Here is a 21,877-nt window from a genome sequence, read left to right as displayed (position 1 = left end):
GAACCCGGTCGCCCCCCGACCGTGACGGACCTGAACCGTGACGGACCCCGAACGCCTGCGCGACCGGAGCTCTGGCACACCGTAACGGCTGATGGGCGGTTTGTGGATGACTTGCGCCGGGTTGTGCGCCGGGTTGTGCGGTGATCGTGGGCCGCCTGGGACGCGCGCCGACGAGCGGGGCGTGCCGTCGCCCGGGCGGGCCGCTCCGCGGACCGTGCTGTCGGCCGAAAGGTCACTCGCCGTACACTCCCGGGGTGACCGTCACCGCATCTTCCGTGGGCCAGCCGGACCTGCTGGAGCCCCAGACCGCGCAGGCCTCGCGCGGCGCGCGGCTCCTGCGCCTCGTCCCCGCCGCCGCAGCGGCGCTCTCCGGAGTGCTGCTCTACGTCAGTTTCCCGCCGCGCATCCTGTGGTGGCTGGCGCTGCCGGCGTTCGCCGTCCTCGGCTGGGTACTGCGCGGGCGCAGCTGGAAGGCGGCCTTCGGTCTCGGCTACCTGTTCGGGCTGGGTTTCCTGCTGCCGCTCCTCGTGTGGACCGGCGTCGAGGTCGGCCCAGGCCCCTGGCTCGCCCTGGTGGCCATCGAGGCGGTCTTCGTCGCGCTGGTCGGCGTGGGCGTGGCCGCCGTGTCGAAGCTGCCGGCCTGGCCGGTATGGGCGGCCGCGCTGTGGATCGCCGGCGAGGCGGCACGCGCGCGTGTGCCCTTCCGTGGCTTCCCCTGGGGCAAGATCGCCTTCGGCCAGGCGGACGGCGTCTTCCTGCCCCTGGCCGCACTCGGCGGAACCCCCGTCCTCGGCTTCGCGGTCGTACTGTGCGGTTTCGGCCTGTACGAGGTGGTGCGCCTCGTCCTTCAGCGACGGCGCACAGGTGAGGTGCGGCGGTCGGCCGCCGCCGTGGCGCTGCTCAGCGTGGCCGTTCCGGTCGTCGGAGCCGTGGCCGCCCGCGCGCTGGTGAGCGACAAGGCGGAGGACGGCACCGCGACGGTCGCCCTCATCCAGGGCAACGTCCCCCGCCTCGGCCTGGAGTTCAACGCCCAGCGCCGGGCCGTGCTCGACTACCACGCGCGCGAGACGGAGCGCCTGGCCGCCGAGGTCAAGGCGGGCAAGCTCCCCCAGCCCGACTTCGTGCTGTGGCCCGAGAACTCCTCCGACATCGACCCCTACGCCTACGCCGACGCCGCCGTCGTCATCGACAACGCGGCCAAGGCGATCGGCGCGCCCATCTCGGTCGGCGGCGTCGTCGAGCGGGACGGCAAGCTCTACAACGAGCAGATCCTGTGGGACCCGGTGAAGGGCCCCACCCAGACGTACGACAAGCGGCAGGTCCAGCCGTTCGGCGAGTACCTCCCGCTGCGCTCGTTCATCGGCGCCATCAACGGGAACTGGACCTCCATGGTCCGCCAGGACTTCAGCCGGGGCACAAAGCCGGGCGTGTTCGACATGGACGGCGCCAAGGTCGGCCTCGCCACCTGCTACGAGGCGGCCTTCGACTGGGCCGTGCGCGACACCGTCACCCACGGCGCGCAGATGATCTCCGTGCCCAGCAACAACGCCACCTTCGACCGCAGCGAGATGACCTACCAGCAGCTCGCCATGTCACGCGTGCGCGCCGTCGAGCACAGCCGGACCGTCACGGTGCCCGTGACCAGTGGCGTCAGCGCGATCATCATGCCGGACGGGAAGATCACCCAGAAGACTGGCATGTTCGTCGCGGACTCGCTGGTGCAGAAGGTGCCCCTGCGCTCTTCGGAGACGCCGGCGACGAAGCTGGGCATCCTGCCCGAGATGGCCCTGGTGCTCGTCGCCGCGGGCGGTCTGGGATGGGCGATCGGCGCCGGGGTACGGGTCCGACGCAGCGCGCCGAACTGATCGGGCGGCCCGGATAGGGTCGGTCCATGCCGACTCCTGACTTCATCACCGAGATCCGGGCCTCCGCGGGTCACCAGCTGCTCTGGCTCCCCGGCGTCAGCGCCGTCGTCTTCGACGACGAGGGCCGGGTGCTGCTGGGGCAGCGCGCGGACAACCACCAGTGGACCGTGATCACCGGCATCCCCGACCCGGGGGAGCAGCCCGCCGACTGCGCCGTGCGGGAGGTGTACGAGGAGGCAGGCGTGCACTGCGTCCCCGAGCGCGTCGTCCTGGTCCGAACCGGGAGGCGGGTGGAGTACCCGAACGGCGACAAGTGCCAGTTCATGGACGTCACGTTCCGCTGCCGGGCCGTCGGCGGCGACGCGCGCGTCAACGACGACGAGTCCGTCGCGGTGGGCTGGTTCGCGGTGGACGGCCTGCCGCCCATGCACGAACGGCAGGTGTTCCGCATCAAGCAGGCGCTCTCCGACGAACCCACGTGGTTCGAGACCACGACTGCCGAGTGAAGTATGGGCCGTGACCACATGGGGCGAGGACGGGGCTCTGCCTAGGGTCGAAGCATGACTTCGCCCCAGGTCGCCGCCGGCGGCCCCGCCGACCCCTGGCTCGACCTCGGCGGTCGGACCGCCCTCGTCACCGGCGCCGCCGGCGGCATCGGACGTGCCTGTGCGCTGCGGCTCGCGGCCGCCGGAGCCAAGGTCAGGGCCGTCGACCGGGACGCGGCCGGCCTGGAGGCGCTCGCGGAGAGCGCGGCCGGCCTGCCCGGTTCGGTGGAGCCGCACACCTTGGACCTCACCGACCTGGACGCCGCCGAACTCGCTGCCGCCGGGACCGACGTCCTGGTCAACAACGCCGGACTGCAACGGGTGTCCCCCCTGGAGGAGTTCCCGCCGGACGTCTTCCACACCGTGCTCACGGTGATGCTGGAGGCCCCGTTCCGGCTCATCCGCGGTGCCCTGCCCCACATGTACGGGCAGGGCTGGGGCCGCATCGTCAACGTGTCCTCCGTCCACGGCCTGCGCGCCTCCGCCTACAAGGCGGCGTACGTCGCCGCCAAGCACGGACTCGAGGGGCTGTCCAAGACCGCCGCCCTCGAAGGCGCGCCCCACGGAGTGACATCCAACTGCGTCAACCCCGCCTACGTGCGCACCCCGCTCGTGGAGCGGCAGCTCGCCGACCAGGCACGGACGCACGGCATCTCCGAGGAACGCGTGCTGGCCGAGGTGCTCCTGCGCGACAGCGCCGTCAAGCGGCTCCTCGAACCGGAGGAGGTCGCCGAGGCCGTCGCCTATCTGTGCGGCCCGCAGGCGTCCTTCGTGACGGGCACGTCACTGGTTCTCGACGGCGGCTGGACCGCGCACTGAGCACGGTGCCGCCGCCGGTTCGCGGAGTTTTCCACAGGGCTGACGGGGCGGCCCGGCGATGGGGAATCCTGTGAGCATGTCCCGCGATCACGTGGAGGGCGCTGTCACGGCCCTCGGTACCGCCCACGACGCCGACGCGCCGTTCCTCGAGCTGCTCGCCCGGGGCGCGGCCGCCGAGGCGTACGACCGGCCCGTACTGCTCGCCCGCGCCGAGGGAGGGCCCGGCGAGCGGATCGCGGCACTCGAACACGCCAAGCTGCTGGCGCTGCGGGTCCGCTCGGAACTGGAGGGCCGACGGCGCAGGGAGGCCGAGCTGTCGGCGCTCTTCGAGACGGCCCACGACCTCGCAGGACTGCGCGACGTGGACGCCGTCCTCCAGGCGATCGTGCAACGGGCCCGCTCACTGCTCGGCACCGACATCGCCTACCTCAGCCTGAACGACCCAGACAAGGGTGACACCTACATGCGGGTCACCGAGGGCTCCGTCGCCGCCCGCTTCCAGCAGCTGCGCCTCGGGATGGGCGAGGGCCTCGGCGGTCTGGTCGCCCAGACGGCCCGGCCGTACGTCACCGACGACTACTTCCGTGACGACCGCTTCCGGCACACGGCGACCATCGACGCGGGCGTGCGCGACGAGGGGCTGGTGGCGATCCTCGGCGTTCCGCTGATGCTGGGACCGAGCGTCATCGGGGTGCTGTTCGCCGCTGACCGGCGCGCCCGGGTCTTCGAACGGGAGCAGATCGCCCTGCTGGGATCCTTCGCCGCGCTCGCCGCGGCGGCCATCGACACCGCCAACCTGCTCACCGAGACCCGCTCGGCCCTGGCCGGGCTGGAGCGCGCCAACGAGATCATCCGGGACCGCAGCGCGGTCATCGAGCGCGCCTCCGACATCCATGACCGGCTCGCCGAACTGGTCCTGCGCGGCGGCGGGGTGCATGACGTGGCCGCCGCGGTGTCCGAAGTGCTCGACGGCACAGTGGAGTTCACGGAGGGCGCACCGCCCGACGCGCTGGAGGCCTCCCGCGCGGACGGCCACGCCGTACGCCATCGGGACGACTGGATCGCGGCGGTGGCGGCAGGCGAGGAGCTGCTCGGCGCGCTGGTGCTGCGCGGATACCCCGCACTCGACCCGGTCGACCAGCGCACCCTGGAGCGGGCCGCGATGGTGACGTCCCTGCTGCTCCTGGCCAGGCGCTCCGCCGCCGAGGCCGAACAGCGCGTTCGCGGCGAGCTCCTCGACGACCTGCTCGAAGCCCGCGACCGCGACCCGCGCCTGCTGCGCGAGCGCGCCGCCCGGCTGCACGCCGACCTCGACGCCACCCATGTCGTGCTCGCCGCCCGCCTCGACGCCGCCGCCCCCGACGTCGACGCCGACCAGGCGGCGGCCGCCCGCCGCCGCCTGTGGTCCGCCGCCTCCCACCTCGCCGCCACCCGTCACGGCCTGGCCGCAGCCCGTGACGGCGGCACCGTCCTGCTGCTGCCCCTGGAACGCGGCGACACGGCTACCGAGCTGGCCCGCCGTACCGCGCTGCACCTCGGCACCGCCGTCCACGAGGCGGTCACCGTCGGCGCGTCCGCCCCGGTGCGAGGCCTCACCGCCGGCCCGGACGCGGTGGTCGCCGCGTACGAGGAGGGCCGCCGCTGTCTGGACGCCCTGAGGCTGCTGGGCCGCTCCGGCGACGGGGCGGCCGCCGAGGACTTCGGTTTCCTCGGGCTGCTCCTGGCCGGCGAGCGGGACGTGGCGGGCTTCGTGGACCGCACCATAGGCCGGGTCGTCGCCTACGACGAACGGCGCGGCACCGACCTGTTGCGCACCCTCGACGCGTACTTCGCCTCGGGCATGAGCCCGGCGCGCACCAAGGACGAACTCCACGTCCACGTCAACACGGTGGCCCAACGCCTGGACCGCGTGGGCCGCCTCCTGGGAGACGACTGGCAGAGCCCCGCCCGCGCCCTGGAGGTCCAACTTGCCCTGAGACTGCACCGGTTGGCAGCTCCGGCACCGCACTGACCCCCGTACGCGCCGGGTGAGCGTACGGGGGTCAGTGCAGGGGCGGGATCAGACGGCGCGTGCGTCCGCCGCCGGGGTCTGCGTGCGCTCCGGGCCGGCGGAGGGCTCGACGTCGGCCAGATCGCGGTGACGGGTCTCCTTGGCGACTCCGACAGCGACGACCGTCAGCAGGGCAGCCGCGATCACGTACAGGGCGATCGGGGTGGAGCTGTCGTAGTCGGCGAGCAGAGCCGTCGCGATGAGCGGCGCCGGGGCACCCGCCGCGACCGACGCGAACTGCGCGCCGATGGAGGCGCCCGAGTACCGCATCCGGGTCGCGAACATCTCGGAGAAGAACGCGGCCTGGGGCGCGTACATCGCCCCGTGCAGCACCAGACCCACGGTCACGGCCAGCACGAGGCCGCCGAAGGCGCCGGTGTCGACGAGCGAGAAGAACGGGAACATCCAGAGCCCGATGCCGACCGCGCCCAGCAGGTACACCGGTCGCCGTCCGATCCGGTCGGACAGCGCACCCCAGGCGGGGATCACCGCGAAGTGCACGGCGGACGCGACGAGTACGGCGTTGAGCGCGGTCTGCTTGGAGACCCCGGCCGAGGTGGTCGCGTACACGAGGATGAACGCGGTGATGACGTAGTAGGAGATGTTCTCCGCCATGCGGGCACCCATCGCCACCAGCACGTCCCGCCAGTGGTGCCGCAGCACGGACACCAGCGGCAGCCCCTCGGCTTCCGCCCTCCGCCCCAGCTTGCGGGCCTCGGCCTGTGCCAGCGCCTGCCGGAAGACAGGGGATTCGTCGACGGACAGACGAATCCACAAACCGACGACCACCAGCACGCCGGAGAGCAGGAACGGGATCCGCCAGCCCCAGGAGGCGAAGGCGGCGTCCGAGAGCACGGCGGTCAGCAGGGACAGCACGCCGGTCGCGAGCAACTGCCCCGCGGGCGCGCCCGTCTGCGGCCACGAGGCCCAGAACCCGCGCCGGCGCGCGTCCCCGTGCTCGGACACCAGCAGAACGGCTCCGCCCCACTCACCGCCGAGCGCGAAGCCCTGGACCAGCCGCAGCGTGGTCAGCAGCACGGGCGCGGCCGTCCCGACGGTCGCGTGTGTCGGCAGCAGCCCGATCGCGAAGGTCGCCCCGCCCATCAGGAGCAGACTCAACACCAGCAGCTTCTTGCGCCCGAGCCGATCCCCGAAGTGCCCGAAGACCAGCGCCCCGAGCGGCCGCGCGGCGAAACCCACGGCGTAGGTCAGGAACGACAGGAGCGTGCCGACGAGCGGGTCGGAGCCCGGAAAGAACAGCTTGTTGAAGACGAGGGCGGCGGCGGAGCCGTAGAGGAAGAAGTCGTACCACTCGATGGTGGTGCCGATGAGGGACGCGGCGACGATGCGCTTGAGGCTGGCGGGGGCTGGTGGAGCGGTCGCGGGGGAGGACATCGGCACCACTTCCAAGCGGTCGGCGGGGACGTGTTCGTGTCGCCATACCGTAGGAATCCGCAGGTCAGGCGCACATGTGGCGGGGCAACATAGTTCGAGGGTCGGCTATGCGTGTGGCCACCATGCCGGCTCACGGAAAGGCGGTTCAGGGGCTCGATGGTGGTCGAAACGAGTGCCGTCCGGCACGCGTAGTTCTGACTTGACGGTGCGGTGCTGACTCCCGTGCTGGTTTGGTGCTGACTTGAAAGCCCGCGTCATCACCCGTCTTCACCTGTCCCGTGCCGACTTGGTGCTGACTACGCTCCGTTGAACTCGGGCATCTGGGGTTGATCGGCTCAGAGCCGTTGCGTGGTAGGTGACCGGTCTGAGAGACCGAGCTCGGCCTTGCCGCTCGGCCGCCGCGGGCACGGGCAAGGCGCTGTGCCTGGGCGCGGTGCGTGTTCGTCCCAGCAGATTCTTCGTCTGCTGGTGGTACATCGCCTGCATGGCTCGCCCGCGCGGCCCGTGCACTTGGCGTCCTCGAAGACGGCCAGGTCGGTGCGGCACCCTGCCCGGGGGCCCAGCCGCGCCCTCGTCCGCCTCGCCACCATGAGCGGACGCTTCTACAACTCCCTGACTGTCGATGACTACCCGCCGCCGCCCGCCGCATCAGGAGGTCGGGGCGGCCTCGCGGGCGATCCCGGAGGCGGACCAGGGCAGAGCGGTGGTCGTTGCTGAGTGAGGAGACGAGTAACACTCGGGCTTTCATGTCACGACGTCAGGAACGCACCACATCGCGCGCGCATCCCGGGCAACGCCTCCAGCGGCGGCGGCAAGCCGGGGATCCTGGGCTGTACCGCCTGCCCGACACCGTGGTTCGCAGGGCGTTCGTCCTCGACTGCGAGAGGATCTCCCATGCCTGGGCGCGCGAAGTCCCGGTTGTCACCTGCGCCGACCTCTCCGACATCCACGACACCGCCCGCCAGGGGCAGGCGTTGCTCATGGCCGATGCCGAAGCAGCCGACTGGCTCACCGCCACGGTGGTCGGAGAGATCTGACCCAGAGTCGGCACACACCTACGGGCCCCGGGGGAGCAGCCATGGCATCCCCGGGGTCCGGCTCGGGGGTCGCACCGTTCATGGACGGTGAGCCGCGCCAGTGTCGTCGTAGGGGCGCTCGCCGGAGTGATTCAGCCCCTGCTCGTGCCCTTACCAGGAAGCACAGGGGCCGCGCGTCCTACGCCCGCAAGGCCGTGAAAATCAGATCCCGGGCGTCGGACCAGCGTTGCACGAGGTCAGCGCGACGGCTCAGCCGCGAGGAGATGTGCTGGGTACCGAAGAACGTGGAGACCAGCGTGTGGGCCGCAGCAGCGGGCGAGACCCCCTCGCGCAGCTCCCCGGCCTCCGCCGCCTCCACCAGCAGCTCCGTCAGCAGGCTGATCCAGCCGATGTACGGCTGCGGCAACAGGCCATCCGGCAGGGGCTGCTCCATCTGCAGCCGTGCCCCGCCCTGGACGACCACGTCGTCCTGGAAGGCCCGGGCGGTCTGGTCGAGCAGTTCACCCACGGTGTCCAGCGGGCCGAGCCCCTTGGACTGGGCTGCTTCCAGGAGTGCGGGCCAGCGGTGGTAGTGCGCCTCGACGACCGCGATCGTGAGCGCTTCCTTGGTGGGGTAGTGGAAGTAGACCGCACCCTTGGTCATCCCCACGTGGTCGGCGACGTCCTTGACGGACGTCTTGCCGTACCCGCGCTCGTCGAAGAGCTGCGCGGCAGCGTCCAGGATCTGCTTGCGGGTGTGCGCGGCCCGTTCCTGCTGCAACTCCGGGCTGCGGCCGTGCAGGGCGATGCTGCCAGGGCTGCGCTCGGGTACCGGGAAGGTGGCCCGGTGCTTCTTCAGTTCCACGATGTCTCCGCTCACGGTCGTCTCCAACCCCCCCGTTGCAATATACCTTCCCGCAGGTATATTTTTCACCGAACAGCCGGTGACCTACCACCACGCAAGGTCACTGCTTTTGCGGTATAGCCGCTTCCGGAGGGGGATAATCATGTATGACACCGACATAGCGCCCGGCGACACGACCGCCAGGCACTGTGCCGATGCGCATGTTCCGCGCGCTCTGGTGCACAAGGCCGCGGACCGGGAAGTCCTGTTATCGGCCGTTCGTCCGCTTGGCGGGGATCGCTTCGCTGTCCTCGCGCGCTGGCCGCACGACCATCTCCTGCACCACCGGGCCGCCGACGGGACCCGGGACTCTCTGATCGTCGTCGAGACGATGCGGCAGGCGGGGATCTGCCTCTCGCACCGCTTCCACGGTGTCCCGGCGGACCACGCGTTCGTCCTGCACGGCTTCGACTTCCACCTCGACGCGCCGCTGCGCGACAGCGGCGACGGGGCCGACGTCCTCTTCGACGTCGTCCTGCGCCGCGTGCCCGGCAGCCCGCGCCGCTTCCGTCTGACGGCCGAGGCGGACCTCCTCGTCGGCGGCCGCACGGTGGGCCGCGCGAGCATGCGCTGGGACGCGCTCCCGCCCGCGCAGTACGCCCTCGTGCGCAGCCGCAGTGCCGCCGCGGCGGCCCCCTTCGACGTCACCGACCTCACCGTCGAGGCTCGGGCCTTGTCGCCGGCCGCCGTCGGCCGTGACCGCGACGACGCCGTGCTGCTCGCGAGCCTGGGTGACGCGTCGGCCGGATGGCAGCTCAGAGCGGACACCGGGCACCCCGCCCTCTTCGACCACGGCAGTGACCACGTCCCGGGGATGGTGATCGTCGAGGGGTTCCGGCAGGCCGTCCTCGTCCGCGCCGCCGAGGACATCGGGGGCGCCTGGGCCATCAACTCCCTGCAGACGTCGTTCCTCTCGTTCGGCGAACTCGGACAGCCCGTCACCATCACCGCGGAGCCCGAGAGCGCCGGCGCCTACCTGCTCGCGGCCCGCCAGGGCGCGCGCACCCTGGCCACCGCACTGGCCGCCGGTGCCGCCCCCTCACCGCTCGGCGGCCTCCTCACCAGGGCCGGTGCTGTCGCGTGCTGAGTGACCTGGGCAAGACGCTGGACGTCGCCCGCGAGGACCGCATCCTCCTGGACGAGACGTGCCGGCTCACCGACCGGCTCGCAGACTCCCTGGCCGAGAACGGATTCGCCCGGCACTTCGTGCCCGAGCGCTGGAACGGCGGTGCCGGCACTTTCACCGCGCTCCTGGACGCGGTCTCCGAGCTGGCCGAGACCTGTGCGTCCACCGCCTGGTGCGCCGCGCTGTATGCGGCCCACGGCAGGCTCGCCGGCTATCTGCCCGAGGCCGGGCAGCGGGAGATCTGGGGCGAGAGTCCCGACGTGCGCGTGGCCGCGTCCGTCGTGCCGCCGCAGGGCAGTGCCGTCCGCGTGGACGGCGGCTGGCGGCTGACCGGCAGGTGGGCCATGGCCAGCGGTGTCGACCAGGCCGAGTGGATACTGCTCGCCTCCTGGGCGGCGCAGGACGGCGACCCGGCCGGCGAGACGCGTGAACACCGGATCTTCGCCGTGCGGCGCTCGGAGGCGAAGGTGCTGCACACGTGGCGCCCCGTGGGACTGCGCGGCACCGGCAGCAACACCGTGGAGGGCGACGTCCTGGTCCCTGACCACCTCACCTTCACGCTGGGAGACCTGGGGCGCGTCCAGCCGCACGCCGCCCGCTGTCACACCGTGCCGTTCTCCCTGGTGGCCTCCCTCATCTTCGCGGCGCCGGTGCTCGGAGCCGCCGAGGGAGCGTTGCGCACCTGGTGGGAGACGCAGACCCGGCGAGCGCGCCCCGATGGCGGCACCGCCATCCAGCCGCTGGTGCTGGCCAGGGCGTCGGCGCACATCCAGGCCGCGCGACTGCTCCTCGAGCGGGTCGCGCAGCGCGCCGACCACGCGCCCGTGACGCCCGTTCTCGTCGCCGAGAACCAACGTGACGTCACCGTGGCCGTGGAGCTGTGCGGCACGGCCGTCGACGAGCTCTTCCGCGCGGCGGGGCGGCGCGCGCTGGAGGAGGACGACGCACTCCAGCGCCACTGGCGCGACATCACCGCGGCACGCACCCACGGCACCCTCAACTTCATTTCGGCGGCCACCAGTTACGCCAACGCTCTGCTGGCTGCGCGAGCAGGGGAGGAGACCCGATGACCCGCCGTATCGCCTTCTTCGACATGGACGAGACCCTGCTCGCGGGCAAGACCCTGCTCGACTTCTGGCACGCGCATGCCGCGCAGCTCGTGGGGGAGGGGCGGGCGCCGGGCGTCCTGCGCACCGCCGGCGCCGACCGGGAGACCCTGAATCGCGCCTACTTCGCACATTTCGCCGGGGTGCGCCGCTCCTCGTTCGACGAGGCGGCCCGCCAGTGGTACGCCCGGTTCAGGAGCGGTCCGCACGCCTATCTGACCGAGACCCTGGAGGCTCTGCGCCGCCATCAGAGCGAGGGTGACGAGGTCGCCCTCGTGACCGGCTCGGGGGTGGCTCTGGCCCGGCCGGTCGCCGAGGACCTCGGCGTGCGCCATGTGCTGGCCACCGAGCAACTCGCCGACGCCGCCGGTGTGCTGACCGGTGAGGTCGGCACACCGATGATCGGGGCGGCCAAGCGGGATGCCGCAGCTGCCCTCATCCGCCGCCTCGGCGTCCGTGCGCGGGACTGCTGGGCCTACGGCGACCACGAAAGCGACCTGCCGGTGCTGTCCCTGGTGGGCCACCCCGTGGTGGTCGGCGACGATCCGGTCCTCACCGCCAGGGGCATCGCGCGGGGCAGGCACTTCCTCGGCATCCGAACCGGTCCGCGCTTCGAGCGGAGCGCGCTGCTGCAAGTGAGCTGAGTCGTCCCCTCCCCGGTCGGCCGTGGGCCGTCCGGGGTCGGACATGAAAGCAAAACATACCTTCGGGAGGGTTTTTTGTTGACCGAGAGCAGAGACGACGACCCGCCATCGGCATCCCCGGCCCCAGCACATTCCCTGTAGGAAGGCAGCAGACGGACATGAGCGCACCGAGCATCGGGCCGCAGGCCCTGAGACTCTTCCAGTACGCCTCGGCCCGCAGCGACTGGACCGTCCGCAGCGCCTGCGAGCAACTCGACACCACCGTCGACGAGATCGAGCACGCCCGCCGGCAGCTGATCGGCCTGGGCCTCCTCGTCGAGTCGCCCGACGGCGAACCGACCGCCAAGGCCACCGCCCCCGAGGCCGCGCTGCTGCGGCTGCTCACCGCCGAGGAGGAGGCCACCGCCCGCCTGGCCGACCAGATCCGTCGCACCCGCGAGCAGATCGACGCGATGCGCGAGGTGTTCCTGCCGCTGCACGTCGCCCGCAGCGGCACGCTCAGCGACGAAGTGGTCACCGGCGCCGACCGGATCGCACGCGTGCTCGGCGACACCGCCGACATCGCGACCTCGGAGATCCTCAGCATGCACCCCGGCCCCGTCCGGCCGTCGGAGGTGCTCGCCGAGGGGCTGCGGCGCGACGTGCAGGTCCTGGAGCGCGGCGTGATCATGCGCAGCATCCACCTGCGGCCGATGACCCGCATCGTCCACTCGATGAACCATCTGCAGGAACTGCGCTCCGCGGGCGCCCAGGTCCGGATCGCCAACATCGTGCCGTTCCGCTTCATCCTGGTCGACCGGGTGCAGGCCCTGGTGCCCGCGCTCCACACCAACGCGAGCAACGCCATGATGGTGCTGCGCGGCGAGGCCGTCACCGCCCTGCTGGTCAAGGTCTTCGAGATGTGCTGGGCCTCCTCGGTGCCCCTGGAGGACACCGGCGCCGGCGAGGAATCCGGGCTCACCTCCCAGCAGCTGTGCGTGCTGCGGCTGATGTCCACCGGACGCAAGGATGAATCCATCGCGCGTGAACTCGGCGTCTCCGTACGGACGTTGCGTCGCGTGATGGCCGACCTGATGGCCCAGCTCGGCGTGGAGAGCCGCTTCCAGGCAGGGGTCACGGCCGCGCGGACGGGACTTCTCGACTAGTAAGCCCACCCTGGGCAGAGGTCGACCTCCACTCGCCCCGTGCCGCTCACTTCTGTGCCGCACCGCGCCCCGTCGTGCGGCTCCGCACCCTGCCCGGGCCGCCCTGTCCGCTACCGGCCACGCCGCAGGGTGCCGCGCCTGCGCTCTGGCGGCCCACCTCCGCCGCTCACACGATGGGGTTCCGGCTGAACGCCCGCGAGTCAGGAGCCCCCGTGTTCGACCCCGCACTCCTCCGATCCCTTACGGGCACCCCGATGCAGGTCCGGTGTGCCGTCCTGCCCGCCAGGCTGTCCCCCACGGGTGCCGTACCGGGCGCGGGCGGGTGGGCCGTACTGCGGGTGACCGTGCGCAACGCGGGCAGCACCGGACAGGGCGAGGCGGCCCTGCGGCCATCCCTGGACGCACACGGACCGGACGTCCTGCGCGACCAGTTCGCCTCCGCCAGGGACGGCCTGGAGCGGATGATCAGCCCCGTCCAACTGCCCGGGCTGCTGTCGCCGGGCCCCTTGCGCAGCGCCCTCGACTCCGCCCTGTGGGACCTGCTCGCCAAGCGCAGCGGACAGCGCGCCTGGGAGCTGCTGGGCATGCCGCCGCCACGACCGGTGCCCGCCGTCCGCACGGTTTCCCCGGTGGCGACCGAGCTGCTGGAGCAGGAGCTGAAGGACGGTGAGGACTTCGCCTCCCTCAAGCTCAAGCTCGGCGCGGGCGACCTCGCCGACGACCTCGCCCGGCTGACGGCCGTACGCCGACTGCGGCCCGACGCCTGGCTGATGGTAGACGCCGACGGGGCCTGGGATGCCGACCGGCTGCATGTGATGCTGCCGATCCTCCACGCCCACGGCGTACGCATGCTCGAACAGCCGCTGCCGCAGGCCCAGTCCGCGGCTCTCGCCGCACTGCCCCGCCCCTTCCCGATCATCGCCGACCTGACCTACGAGCAGAGCACCGACCTGGGGCGCCTCGGGGACCGCTATGACGGCATCAACCTCTCACTCGACGCCGTGGGCGGCCTGACGGCGGCCCTGGGCATCATGGAACAGGCCGGTCAGCGGGGCCTTGCGGTGCTGCTCGACTCGCCCCCGGCGACCGCCCTGTCCTGCGCGCCCGCGCTGCACGCCGCGCCGGGCGCCGACCACGTCACCCTGCCGCGGTGGCTGGACGCCTCCGAAGCCGGTGCTCCGACACTGCAAGGGGAGGGCGGGATGCTGGTCCCGCCCTCCCCTGCGCTGTGGGGGTAGGCCCTCACCCGCGGGCCGCTCCTCAACCCCAGATCAGATCGTCGTCGCTGAGGCAACGGATGGCAAATACAGTCGGTTCGGCCATGGAATTACGCATCAGGGATGACCCTTCGTTCGAGAAGTCCGGACGCGTTGCAGCGCCTTCGCCAAAACTTTCGCATTCCACCTCCACCCCCCGGCAAGCGGTGGAGCTGACCCAGAAGTGACGTGGCCCGAACCGGCCACGGGCCACCGTTCCGGTGATTTCCCGGGGGCCCGCACGACTCATACAGGTCATGGCCCCCAGAGGCCAGCCCAACCGGCCCCCGACGGCACCGACTCCACCTAGCCTCACCGGTGTTGTGCTGCGCGAGCAGCATCGGGCGAGAAAGAGGACACGATGTCAGTGAAAAAGGAATCACGCCGGGTGTCTATTTTCGACACCACCCTCCGTGACGGCGAGCAGGCACCCGGAAACGCGATGACCCCACGCCAGAAACTCGATATCGCGCTGCGCATAGAAGCACTCGGTGTCGATTACATAGAATCCGGGTTCCCCGCCTCCTCGCCCAGCGAGTTCCAGGCCACCCGGCTCATTTCCCGGAACCTGACCTCCGCGCGTTTCACCACGTTCTGCCGGGCCGTACGGTCCGACGTGGACACGGCCGTCGAGGCGGGCGGCACCGAGCGTCACCAGGTGCAGATCATGGCCACCGGCAGCGACCTCCACCTCGCCCACAAACGGGGCATCAGCCGCGACCAGGCCGTCCACGAGGTCGCCGACACCGTCGCCCACGCCTACGCCCTCGGTGTCGAGGAGGTGTCCGTCGGCATCGAGGACGCCAGCCGCGGCGAACTCGACCTGCTGCGCGACATCGCCCTGGGCGCCGTCGAGGCGGGGGCCGTGTGCTTCGCCGTCGCCGACACCTCCGGATGCAACCTCCCCCAGGAGTACGGGGCGCTGATCACCGAGTTCCGCTCCTGGCTCCCGGACGGCGTCCGCGTCTCCACCCACTGCCACGACGACTTCGGGCTCTCCCTCGCCAACGCCGTCGCGGGTCTGGCGGCCGGCGCCGACGAGGTGCAGGTCACGCTCGGCGGCGTCGGTGAACGCGCGGGCAACACCCCGCTCGAGGAAGTGGCCGCGCTGCTGAGCTACAAGGGCGACCTGCTCGGCCTGCACACCGACATCGACGTGGCCGGGATGTACGAGGCCTACACCGCGCTGCGCGCGGCGATCGGACTGGAGGAGCCCCGCAACAAGGCGATCTTCGGCACCTACGCCTTCGGCACGGCGGCCGGCATCCACCAGCAGGGCATGCTGCGCAACCCGGCGACGTACGAATACGTGGAGCCCGCCCGCTTCGGCCGTGAGCGCTCCCTGCTGATCGGACGGCACTCGGGCCGGGCCGTGCTGCGGCACATCCTCGACGAGCTGGGGATCGCCGTGAGCGAGGAGGACCTGGCGGGGCTCTACCGGGCGCACATCGCCGAGCGCACCGGCGGCGACTGCGAGGACATCTCCGTCGTCAAGGCCCGCCTGGCCCGCGAACTGACGGCACGGCAGCCCGCCGCCGCCTAGTGCCGTGACAGGCGACGTTCGCCCCGTCGCGACGCCCGGCACGCTCCCCACTGCCTCAAGGCGTGGGAGGTGCCCCCACTCGCCCCACCGGCCGAAGACCCACGTACGTCCAGTACGAGGGCCTTCGCCGGGCACTCCCCCAGCCTTCGGCCGGGGGGACCCCCAGAGCACGCACCGAACGCCGCTCCTTCACGGGCAAACGGTGCCTGCCACGGCATTGGCAACGCCCGGACCGGGGCCGGCCGAACGCCGGCCCCGGTCCGCCCGTCCGCGGCGCACGCTGCCCGGTGAGAAAGGAGACAGCGCGTGGAGATGACCGTGCGAAGCACCGAGAACGGCCGCGTCCTGCTGTACGAGCCGGAGGCCCCCGACGTCAGCGTCCTGCTCGCCGACGCCGACCCGGTGTCCCGGCACGTCCTGGCGGGGGCACTGGACGGAGCCGACCGGATCAGGGTGCTGGGCACCGCCGACAGCGGCCGCCCACTGCACCGCTGGCCCTTGGACGGCGTCGACGTCGTCGTGCTCGCCGACGCCTTCCGGCCCCGGCCGGCCTCCCTCGTGCCCGGCCTGGTGCACAAGGGGGTGCGCGTCCTGCTCCTCGACACGCGGTGGACGGCGCGGACCGTCGGGGACGCGCTGGCCGCGGGCTGCGCGGGGGTACTGGTCAAGGACCCTGCGATCGGCCGGCTCGCGGCCGCGGTGCGGGCGGTGGCCGCCGGATACGTCGTGGTGTCGCCGGAGCTGGTGGGCCTGTGCCCGCCGGCGGGTCGCGTGACCACGACCGCTCCCGCGCGCCCGCGCGGCGACCGCTCGGTCGGCCTGCGTCTGCGCTCTCTGACCGAACGCGAGCGCGAGGTGCTCACGGTGCTCGCGGAAGGCATGTCCACACGCGAGGCGGCCCGGCGCCTGAAGGTCACCCCGGCGACCGTCAAGAGCCATGTGTCGCACGCGCTGACCAAACTGTCCGTGCGCAACCGCCTGGAGGCGGTCCTGCTGATGCGCCAAGCGCTCGACGAGGACCGCCCACCCTGGTCGTGACGGCGCGACGTGGACCGGCGCGCCCGGGACGTCAGTCGCCCACGCGTCCGCGCACCCCGTCCAGCCAGCGGTCCGCGTGCCGTTCGGCGGCCGCTTCGTCGCGGAAGGCGTACGTCTTCAACAGCCAGCGCTGTCGCGCCCGCGCCGCATCGTTGATCTCCATCTTGTCGCGGCTGTGCAGCCCGTCCTGGTTGGCGAAGGCGAACAGGTCACCGGTCCGGATGCGGTGACGGGTCTTGTCCGCGCGCACCAGCGCGTCCTTGAGCGCCAGCAGCGCGTCCTTCGCGGACTCGGGAGCGCCCGGCGCGGCCGTCGTGCACGTGTCCAGGTAGCGGAAGCTGTGGTGGTTCTCCAGGATCGGGTGGACCTCGGAGACGGTCAGTTCCTTGTTGTTGTCCCGCGAGAACACGTCGAACGGCGTGACGAACTGGGCCGTCCTGAGCTGTCGCTGTTCCTCGTCCGTCAGATGCGCGAGCAGGTCACGCCCGTCGACGAACCCGGTGTAGATGAACTCGCCTTCGGGGCAGTGCATGCCGAGCAGCGAGATGAAGTCCGCCCGCACGGGATGGGCCGTGCGGTCGTTGTGGTAGACCAGCTCGCTGTCGCTGAATCCCGTCTGCATCCCGCTGTAGCGGTTGATGGCGACGACGTCAGTGAAGAAGTCCCCGTTGAAACGGGTCGCGTAGGACAGCAGCGGAGTCTTCACCAGTTGGGCGAAGAGCTCCAGGAACGCCTCGCCGATGAACGTCTTCTTCCGCGCGTGCTTGTCCGCGACCGGGTCGTCCAGGTCCAGCAGCGGGATGTCCTCGTCCAGCGGGCAGTTGCGCAGCACGTGCGCGTCGGAGGCACCCGTCGCCCGGTCGTGGTGGACGCGGGCACAGACGTCGGCGAAGAAGGCGGGCACCTCACCCCGCGCGATCAGGTCGCCGACGGCACGCGAGAAGTCCTCGTAGCCCTCGTAGGGGTTCTTGGCCACGGAGCGCAGCACCGCGGTCAGTTGCTCGCGCTCTGGCCCGGACAGTACGTAGATGGGTTCCATACCCCGAGCCTCGCCGCCGCGCCGCCGCCGCACATCGGCCTTCGGAGGAGGCCCCGTCCACCGCTTACGCCGATGTCGTACCAGCGCCTCCACCGAAGTGGAGGCCGGGTCCGGTCACGCGAACACGAGCCCCAGCGTCCGCTCCAGGCCGGCGGCGCCCTCGTCCGTCAGGTGCACTACGCGCGGTGCGGCGCCCCACCGAACCCAGCCGAGTTCGAACAGACGCGCCTTGAGCGTCGCGCCGAGCCCGCCCGCGAGGTGGTGCTGGTGCTCGCTCCAGTCGACGCAGTAGCGGATCGCAGGGCGGCGCGGCGGCAACCGATCCGTGTCGACGCCCAGTTCGGCGAGGATCGACGTGCCCTCGCCGGACAGTTCGTAGACGATGTCGCGGCCGTACGACGACGGCCTGTCCCGTACCGCCTCGGCGGGCCGGTGGATGCCGTCGTGGCCGGTGAGCACCCTGAGGTCGAGCAGCGACTGCATCAGGGCGACGCCGAGCCGCCCGGCCAGATGGTCGTAGCAGGTCCGGGAGCGGTGCAGGGCGTTGGTGCGGCTGCTCTGCTTCAGGGATGTGATGGCCAGCGGCGGGGCGATCAGGGCGAGCGCCTCCAGCGCGGCGCTCACGTCCGGCCCGAACAGCCGGTAGTAGCGGTGCCGGCCCCGCGCCTCGACGGTGACGAACTCTCCCTCGACGAGCTTGGCGAGGTGTGCGCTGGCCGTGGCGGCGGTGATCCCCGCCTCACCGGCCAACGCGCTCGCCGGCAGGGCGCGGCCGTCGGCCAGGCACTTCAGGATGCGGGCGCGCGACGGATCGGCGATGAGGGCCGCGGCGCGGGCGATGTCGGTCTGGTGCTTGAGCGGCGCACCGGGGTGTTCACCGGATGCGGGGCCCGGGCGCCGCGACGCGCCCGTGCCGCGGGCGGATGCCCCCGTGGTGCTGCTGGTGTTCGGCATGACACCACCGTACGACAACGACACTTCGTCCTGTGGCGAAGTATCCGGCGTCGAAGCTGGTGCCATGACCACCACCGACCTCACCCCCGAAAACGGGCGGACCGCTACACCGTGTGCCGCTGCCGCCCCCTCGCCCGCCCCGGCCGGCCGGCCCGCCCTCACCCTGCCCCCGCTGATCGCCCTCAGCCTCGGCTACTTCCTGGTGATGCTGGACGTCACCGTCGTCAACGTCGCCGTCCCCGAGATCCGCACCGCCCTCGACACCGGGGCCTCCGCCCTCCAGTGGATCGTCGACGGCTACAGCACCGTCTTCGCCGGGCTGCTGCTCCTGGGCGGCGGGCTCGCCGACCGGCTCGGCCACCGACGCATGTTCCTCACCGGGCTCGGCGTCTTCACCGCGGCCTCCCTGGTCTGCGGTCTCGCCGGCACCTCCGGCACCCTGATTGCCGGACGGCTCGCCCAGGGCGCCGGCGCCGCCCTGCTCGTGCCCGCCTCGCTCGCGCTGCTCCAGGCCACCTACCCCGACCGCGCGGTGCGGGCCCGGGCCATCGCCGTGTGGGGCGCCGTCGCCTCGATCGCCTTCGGCGCCGGACCCGCGGTGGGCGGTCTCCTCGTCTCCGGGCTCGAGTGGCGCTCCGTGTTCTGGCTGAACCTGCCGGTCGCCGCGCTCGCCGTCGCCCTGACCCTCCGTCACATCCCGGCCACTCCCCGCAAGACACCCGCCCGCCGCATGGACCCGGCCGGCCAGGTGCTCGGCATCGTCGGCCTCGTCGCCCTGGCCGGCGGCCTCAACGAGGCCGGCTCACACGGCTGGACCTCCCCTCTGGTCCTGGCGGCGTTCGGCGCGGGCGCGGCCTGCCTGACCGCCTTCGCACTGGTCGAGCGCACCCTGGAAGCACGCGAACGGGCCGGACGCGGCCGGCGTGCGCCACTGCTGCCGCCGTCCCTGTTTCGCTCGGGCGCGTTCACCGCGACCGCCGCGATCGGCCTGCTGATCAGCCTCGGCTACTACGGCATGCTCTTCCTGACCACCCTCTACTTCCAGCAGGAGCGCGGCTTCACAGTCCTGGACACCGGCCTCGCCCTGCTGCCGTCGGTGTGCATGGGACTCGTCGCGGCCCCGCTCTTCAGCCGCCTGGCCGCCCGCACCGGCCCGTACATCCCGATGGCCGGCGGACTCGCCCTGGGCGCCGTGGGCTTCCTCGGCTGGCTGACCGCCCGGCCCGACACCCCGTACCCGGTCCTGCTGTTCGCCCTGATCGCCACCGGGCTGGGCCAGACCATGACCGCCCTCGCCGCCACCGCCGCCATCATCGAGACCGCCCCCGTCTCCGGCGCGGGCATCGCCTCCGCCGTCTTCAACGTCGCCCGGCAGGTCGGCAGCGCCGTCGGGGTGGCCCTGTTCGGCACCCTGGCCGCCGCGGCGGGCGACTTCACCTCGGGGCTGCGTCTGTCGGCGGGCATCGCGGCGGCGGCCTTCGCCGTCGGCGCCGTGCTGGCCGTGGGCGTCCGGCGTCGCGCTCCCGGACGCACCACGTGACCCGTGGTCTGCGCGCAGTCCGTCAGGCCCGGCCGGCCAGCGCCCGCGCCATGCGGTCCAGCGCCGTTTGCAGCACCTTGGGCGACGTCGCGAACGACAGCCGGACGAAGCCCTCACCGCCCGGCCCGAACGCGGAACCCGGCATCACGGCCACTCCCGCCTCCCGCAGCAGCCACCGCGCGAACGACGCCGAGTCCGCGAACCCCGTGCCGCGTATGTCGGCGAAGGCGTAGAACGCCCCGTCGGGCGGCGAACAGGACACCCCGGGCAGCGAGTTCAGCCCCCGCACGATGAGATCCCGGCGGGCCGCGTACTGCGCGGTCATCCACTCGACCGGCTCCTGCGAGCCGGTCAGTGCGGCCACGCCACCCCGCTGCACGAACGACGCCGTGCAGCCCACCGTGTGCTGCTGCACCTTCAGCAGCTGCGCCATCAGATCGGTGGGCCCGGCCGCGTAGCCCAGGCGCCAGCCGGTCATCGCGTAGCCCTTGGAGAAGCCGTTCACCGTGATGGTGCGTTCGGCGCAGCCCGGCTGCGCGGCCAGGCTGAGATGGGCGCGGCCGTCGTAGAGGATCTTCTCGTAGATCTCGTCCGAGATCAGCAGGACGTCGTGCTCCTGCGCGAACCGGGCGATCACGGCCGCCTCCTCGGCGGTCAGCGACCGGCCCGTGGGATTGTTCGGCGAGTTGACCAGCAGCGCCTTCGTCCGCGGGGAGACGTGCCGCTCCAGCAGCTCCGCCGTGATCCGGAAGCCGTCCGCCCCGTCGAGGGCGACCTGCACGGGCCGCGCCCCGATCAGCCGCGCCATCTCCGTGTAGCTGACCCAGCTCGGCGTCGGCACGAGCAGCTCGTCGCCGGGATCGAGCACCGTCACCAGCGCGGCGAACAGGGCGTGCTTCGCCGACGGCGTGACGACGATGTCGGTGGCCGCGTCCGCCACGACCCCGTTGTCCCCGGCGAGCTTCGCCGAGACCGCTCGCAGCAGCGCGGGCAGCCCGCGGCTCGGCGTGTAGTGCGTGAAACCGTCGCGCAGCGCGCCCACCGCCTCGTCCACGACATGGCCGGCGGTGTCGAAGTCCGGCTCACCGCCGCCCAGATCCACCACCTCCAGGCCCTGCGCGCGCATCCGCGCCACCATGTCGAAGACCGCGTACGTCGCCGACTCCTCGACGGCGTGGAAACGGGCCGCGGCTCGCGCCCTCATGACCGAGTGCCCTGCCGCTCGGCGGCGGAGACCGGCCGGGCGGCAGGCAGCGCCTCGGCGACCGTGGTGACCGTCGAGATCCGGGACAGGATCTTCAGCGCGGCTTCGTGGATCTCGGCGTCGCCCGCCAGCGTCGCGTCCTCGAGAACCCGCACGCGGTAGTCCCGGTCGTGGGCGGCCTGCGCGGTGGTGAGCACCACCAGTTCCGTGGAGACGCCGGTGAGCAGCAGCGTGTCGATGCCCGCCGTACGCAACAGCACCTCCAGGTTCGTGCCGTGGAACGGGCTGATGCGGTGCTTGACGACCACCGGTTCCCCGGGCCGTGGCGCGAGTGCGTCGTGCACCTGCGTCGCCCAGGAACCCAGGACCAGACGGCCGTCGTCCTTCGCCTTCTCGAAGACCGGGGACCCGGCCGGCCACTCCGGGTACCCGGGGGAGAAGCCGACGACGACGTAGATCACCGGTATGTCCGCGGCGCGGGCCCGCCGGATCGCGTCGGCGGCCGTGACGAGGACACCCCGCTCACGCGCCTGCGCGCCGTAACCGTCGGCCGCGTACTTGCCGTTCGGGTGGACGATCTCGTTGATGAGGTCCAGTACGAGCAGCGCGGGGCGCTCGCCCGGGCCCCGCTGCGGTGTCCCAGCCCAGTCCATTTTCTTCTCTTTCCTTCCGCTCGTGAATTGCATGA

At 72.0% G+C, this 21,877-nt stretch carries 19 protein-coding genes; 13 read left to right on the top strand and 6 right to left on the bottom strand.

Going from position 1 to position 21,877, the window contains the following annotated elements:
- Positions 1-254: 254 nt before the first annotated feature.
- The 4 genes from lnt to OG289_RS05115 all read left to right on the top strand — a co-directional run bounded on the left by lnt (position 255) and on the right by OG289_RS05115 (position 5,240).
- Positions 255-1,865, top strand: coding sequence for an apolipoprotein N-acyltransferase (gene lnt / locus OG289_RS05130; protein WP_327312796.1), 1,611 nt, complete (start codon positions 255-257; stop codon positions 1,863-1,865).
- A gap of 26 nt (positions 1,866-1,891) precedes the next feature.
- Positions 1,892-2,371, top strand: coding sequence for an NUDIX hydrolase (locus OG289_RS05125; RefSeq protein WP_327312794.1), 480 nt, complete (start codon positions 1,892-1,894; stop codon positions 2,369-2,371).
- 54 nt (positions 2,372-2,425) lie between these two features.
- Positions 2,426-3,229 carry a 3-hydroxybutyrate dehydrogenase gene (locus tag OG289_RS05120; protein ID WP_327312793.1) on the top strand — a complete coding sequence of 268 codons (804 nt, stop codon included), beginning with the start codon at positions 2,426-2,428 and terminating at the stop codon, positions 3,227-3,229.
- A gap of 76 nt (positions 3,230-3,305) precedes the next feature.
- Positions 3,306-5,240, top strand: a complete 1,935-nt coding sequence (locus OG289_RS05115) for a helix-turn-helix domain-containing protein (protein ID WP_327312792.1) — start codon at positions 3,306-3,308, stop codon at positions 5,238-5,240.
- Positions 5,241-5,288: 48 nt separating this feature from the next.
- Here OG289_RS05115 and OG289_RS05110 read toward each other — a convergent pair whose 3' ends face one another.
- The gene (locus OG289_RS05110) at positions 5,289-6,674 is read right to left on the bottom strand and encodes an MFS transporter (RefSeq protein WP_327312791.1); all 1,386 of its coding nucleotides are present in this window, start codon (positions 6,672-6,674) and stop codon (positions 5,289-5,291) included.
- Between the two features lie 746 nt (positions 6,675-7,420).
- On the opposite strand from OG289_RS05110, the gene OG289_RS05105 reads away from it, so the two are divergent.
- Positions 7,421-7,711 (top strand): hypothetical protein, encoded by a 291-nt coding sequence (locus OG289_RS05105; RefSeq protein WP_327312790.1) that lies wholly within the window; start codon positions 7,421-7,423, stop codon positions 7,709-7,711.
- 178 nt (positions 7,712-7,889) lie between these two features.
- Here the strand turns inward: OG289_RS05105 and OG289_RS05100 are convergent, their stop codons facing one another.
- On the bottom strand, positions 7,890-8,570 hold the full coding sequence (locus tag OG289_RS05100) for a ScbR family autoregulator-binding transcription factor (RefSeq protein ID WP_327312789.1): 681 nt from the start codon (positions 8,568-8,570) through the stop codon (positions 7,890-7,892).
- A 127-nt stretch (positions 8,571-8,697) separates the two neighbouring features.
- Between OG289_RS05100 and OG289_RS05095 the strand changes: the two genes are divergently transcribed.
- The 7 genes from OG289_RS05095 (at position 8,698) to OG289_RS05065 (ending at position 16,452) form a co-directional block, all read left to right on the top strand.
- Positions 8,698-9,681, top strand: coding sequence for a ScbA/BarX family gamma-butyrolactone biosynthesis protein (locus OG289_RS05095; RefSeq protein WP_327312788.1), 984 nt, complete (start codon positions 8,698-8,700; stop codon positions 9,679-9,681).
- Positions 9,675-10,790 (top strand): acyl-CoA dehydrogenase family protein, encoded by a 1,116-nt coding sequence (locus OG289_RS05090; protein WP_327312787.1) that lies wholly within the window; start codon positions 9,675-9,677, stop codon positions 10,788-10,790. The genes OG289_RS05095 and OG289_RS05090 overlap by 7 nt, the downstream gene beginning before the upstream one ends.
- Complete coding sequence (locus OG289_RS05085) at positions 10,787-11,470, top strand: HAD family hydrolase (RefSeq protein WP_327312786.1); 684 nt, start codon at positions 10,787-10,789, stop codon at positions 11,468-11,470. Before OG289_RS05090 ends, OG289_RS05085 begins: the two co-directional genes overlap by 4 nt.
- Before the next feature lie 158 nt (positions 11,471-11,628).
- Positions 11,629-12,615 carry a helix-turn-helix transcriptional regulator gene (locus OG289_RS05080; protein WP_327312785.1) on the top strand — a complete coding sequence of 329 codons (987 nt, stop codon included), beginning with the start codon at positions 11,629-11,631 and terminating at the stop codon, positions 12,613-12,615.
- Between the two features lie 212 nt (positions 12,616-12,827).
- A complete protein-coding gene (locus tag OG289_RS05075) occupies positions 12,828-13,853 on the top strand; it encodes an enolase C-terminal domain-like protein (RefSeq protein WP_327312784.1) in 1,026 nt (341 codons plus the stop codon).
- Between the two features lie 406 nt (positions 13,854-14,259).
- Positions 14,260-15,414 carry a LeuA family protein gene (locus tag OG289_RS05070; RefSeq protein ID WP_327312783.1) on the top strand — a complete coding sequence of 385 codons (1,155 nt, stop codon included), beginning with the start codon at positions 14,260-14,262 and terminating at the stop codon, positions 15,412-15,414.
- Positions 15,415-15,726: 312 nt separating this feature from the next.
- Entirely contained in the window at positions 15,727-16,452 is a 726-nt protein-coding gene (locus tag OG289_RS05065; protein WP_327312782.1) for a response regulator transcription factor, read from the top strand.
- Between the two features lie 31 nt (positions 16,453-16,483).
- Here the strand turns inward: OG289_RS05065 and OG289_RS05060 are convergent, their stop codons facing one another.
- A complete protein-coding gene (locus OG289_RS05060) occupies positions 16,484-17,491 on the bottom strand; it encodes a TauD/TfdA family dioxygenase (RefSeq protein WP_327312781.1) in 1,008 nt (335 codons plus the stop codon).
- 114 nt (positions 17,492-17,605) lie between these two features.
- Positions 17,606-18,445, bottom strand: a complete 840-nt coding sequence (locus tag OG289_RS05055) for an ArsR/SmtB family transcription factor (protein WP_327312780.1) — start codon at positions 18,443-18,445, stop codon at positions 17,606-17,608.
- Between the two features lie 64 nt (positions 18,446-18,509).
- Here OG289_RS05055 and OG289_RS05050 point away from each other — a divergent pair, with 64 nt between their 5' ends.
- Positions 18,510-19,985, top strand: a complete 1,476-nt coding sequence (locus tag OG289_RS05050; RefSeq protein ID WP_327312779.1) for an MFS transporter — start codon at positions 18,510-18,512, stop codon at positions 19,983-19,985.
- Positions 19,986-20,007: 22 nt separating this feature from the next.
- On the opposite strand, the gene OG289_RS05045 is transcribed toward OG289_RS05050, so the two are convergent.
- Both OG289_RS05045 and OG289_RS05040 read right to left on the bottom strand, forming a co-directional pair.
- Positions 20,008-21,189 (bottom strand): pyridoxal phosphate-dependent aminotransferase, encoded by a 1,182-nt coding sequence (locus OG289_RS05045; protein WP_327312778.1) that lies wholly within the window; start codon positions 21,187-21,189, stop codon positions 20,008-20,010.
- Complete coding sequence (locus OG289_RS05040; RefSeq protein ID WP_327312777.1) at positions 21,186-21,842, bottom strand: cysteine hydrolase family protein; 657 nt, start codon at positions 21,840-21,842, stop codon at positions 21,186-21,188. The genes OG289_RS05045 and OG289_RS05040 overlap by 4 nt, the downstream gene beginning before the upstream one ends.
- Between the last annotated feature and the right edge of the window lie 35 nt (positions 21,843-21,877).

It is taken from the genome of Streptomyces sp. NBC_01235 (assembly GCF_035989285.1).
Classification (GTDB): Bacteria; Actinomycetota; Actinomycetes; order Streptomycetales; family Streptomycetaceae; genus Streptomyces.
Note: the sequence above shows the minus strand (reverse complement) of the source record. Positions and strands in the feature narration are given on the sequence as shown.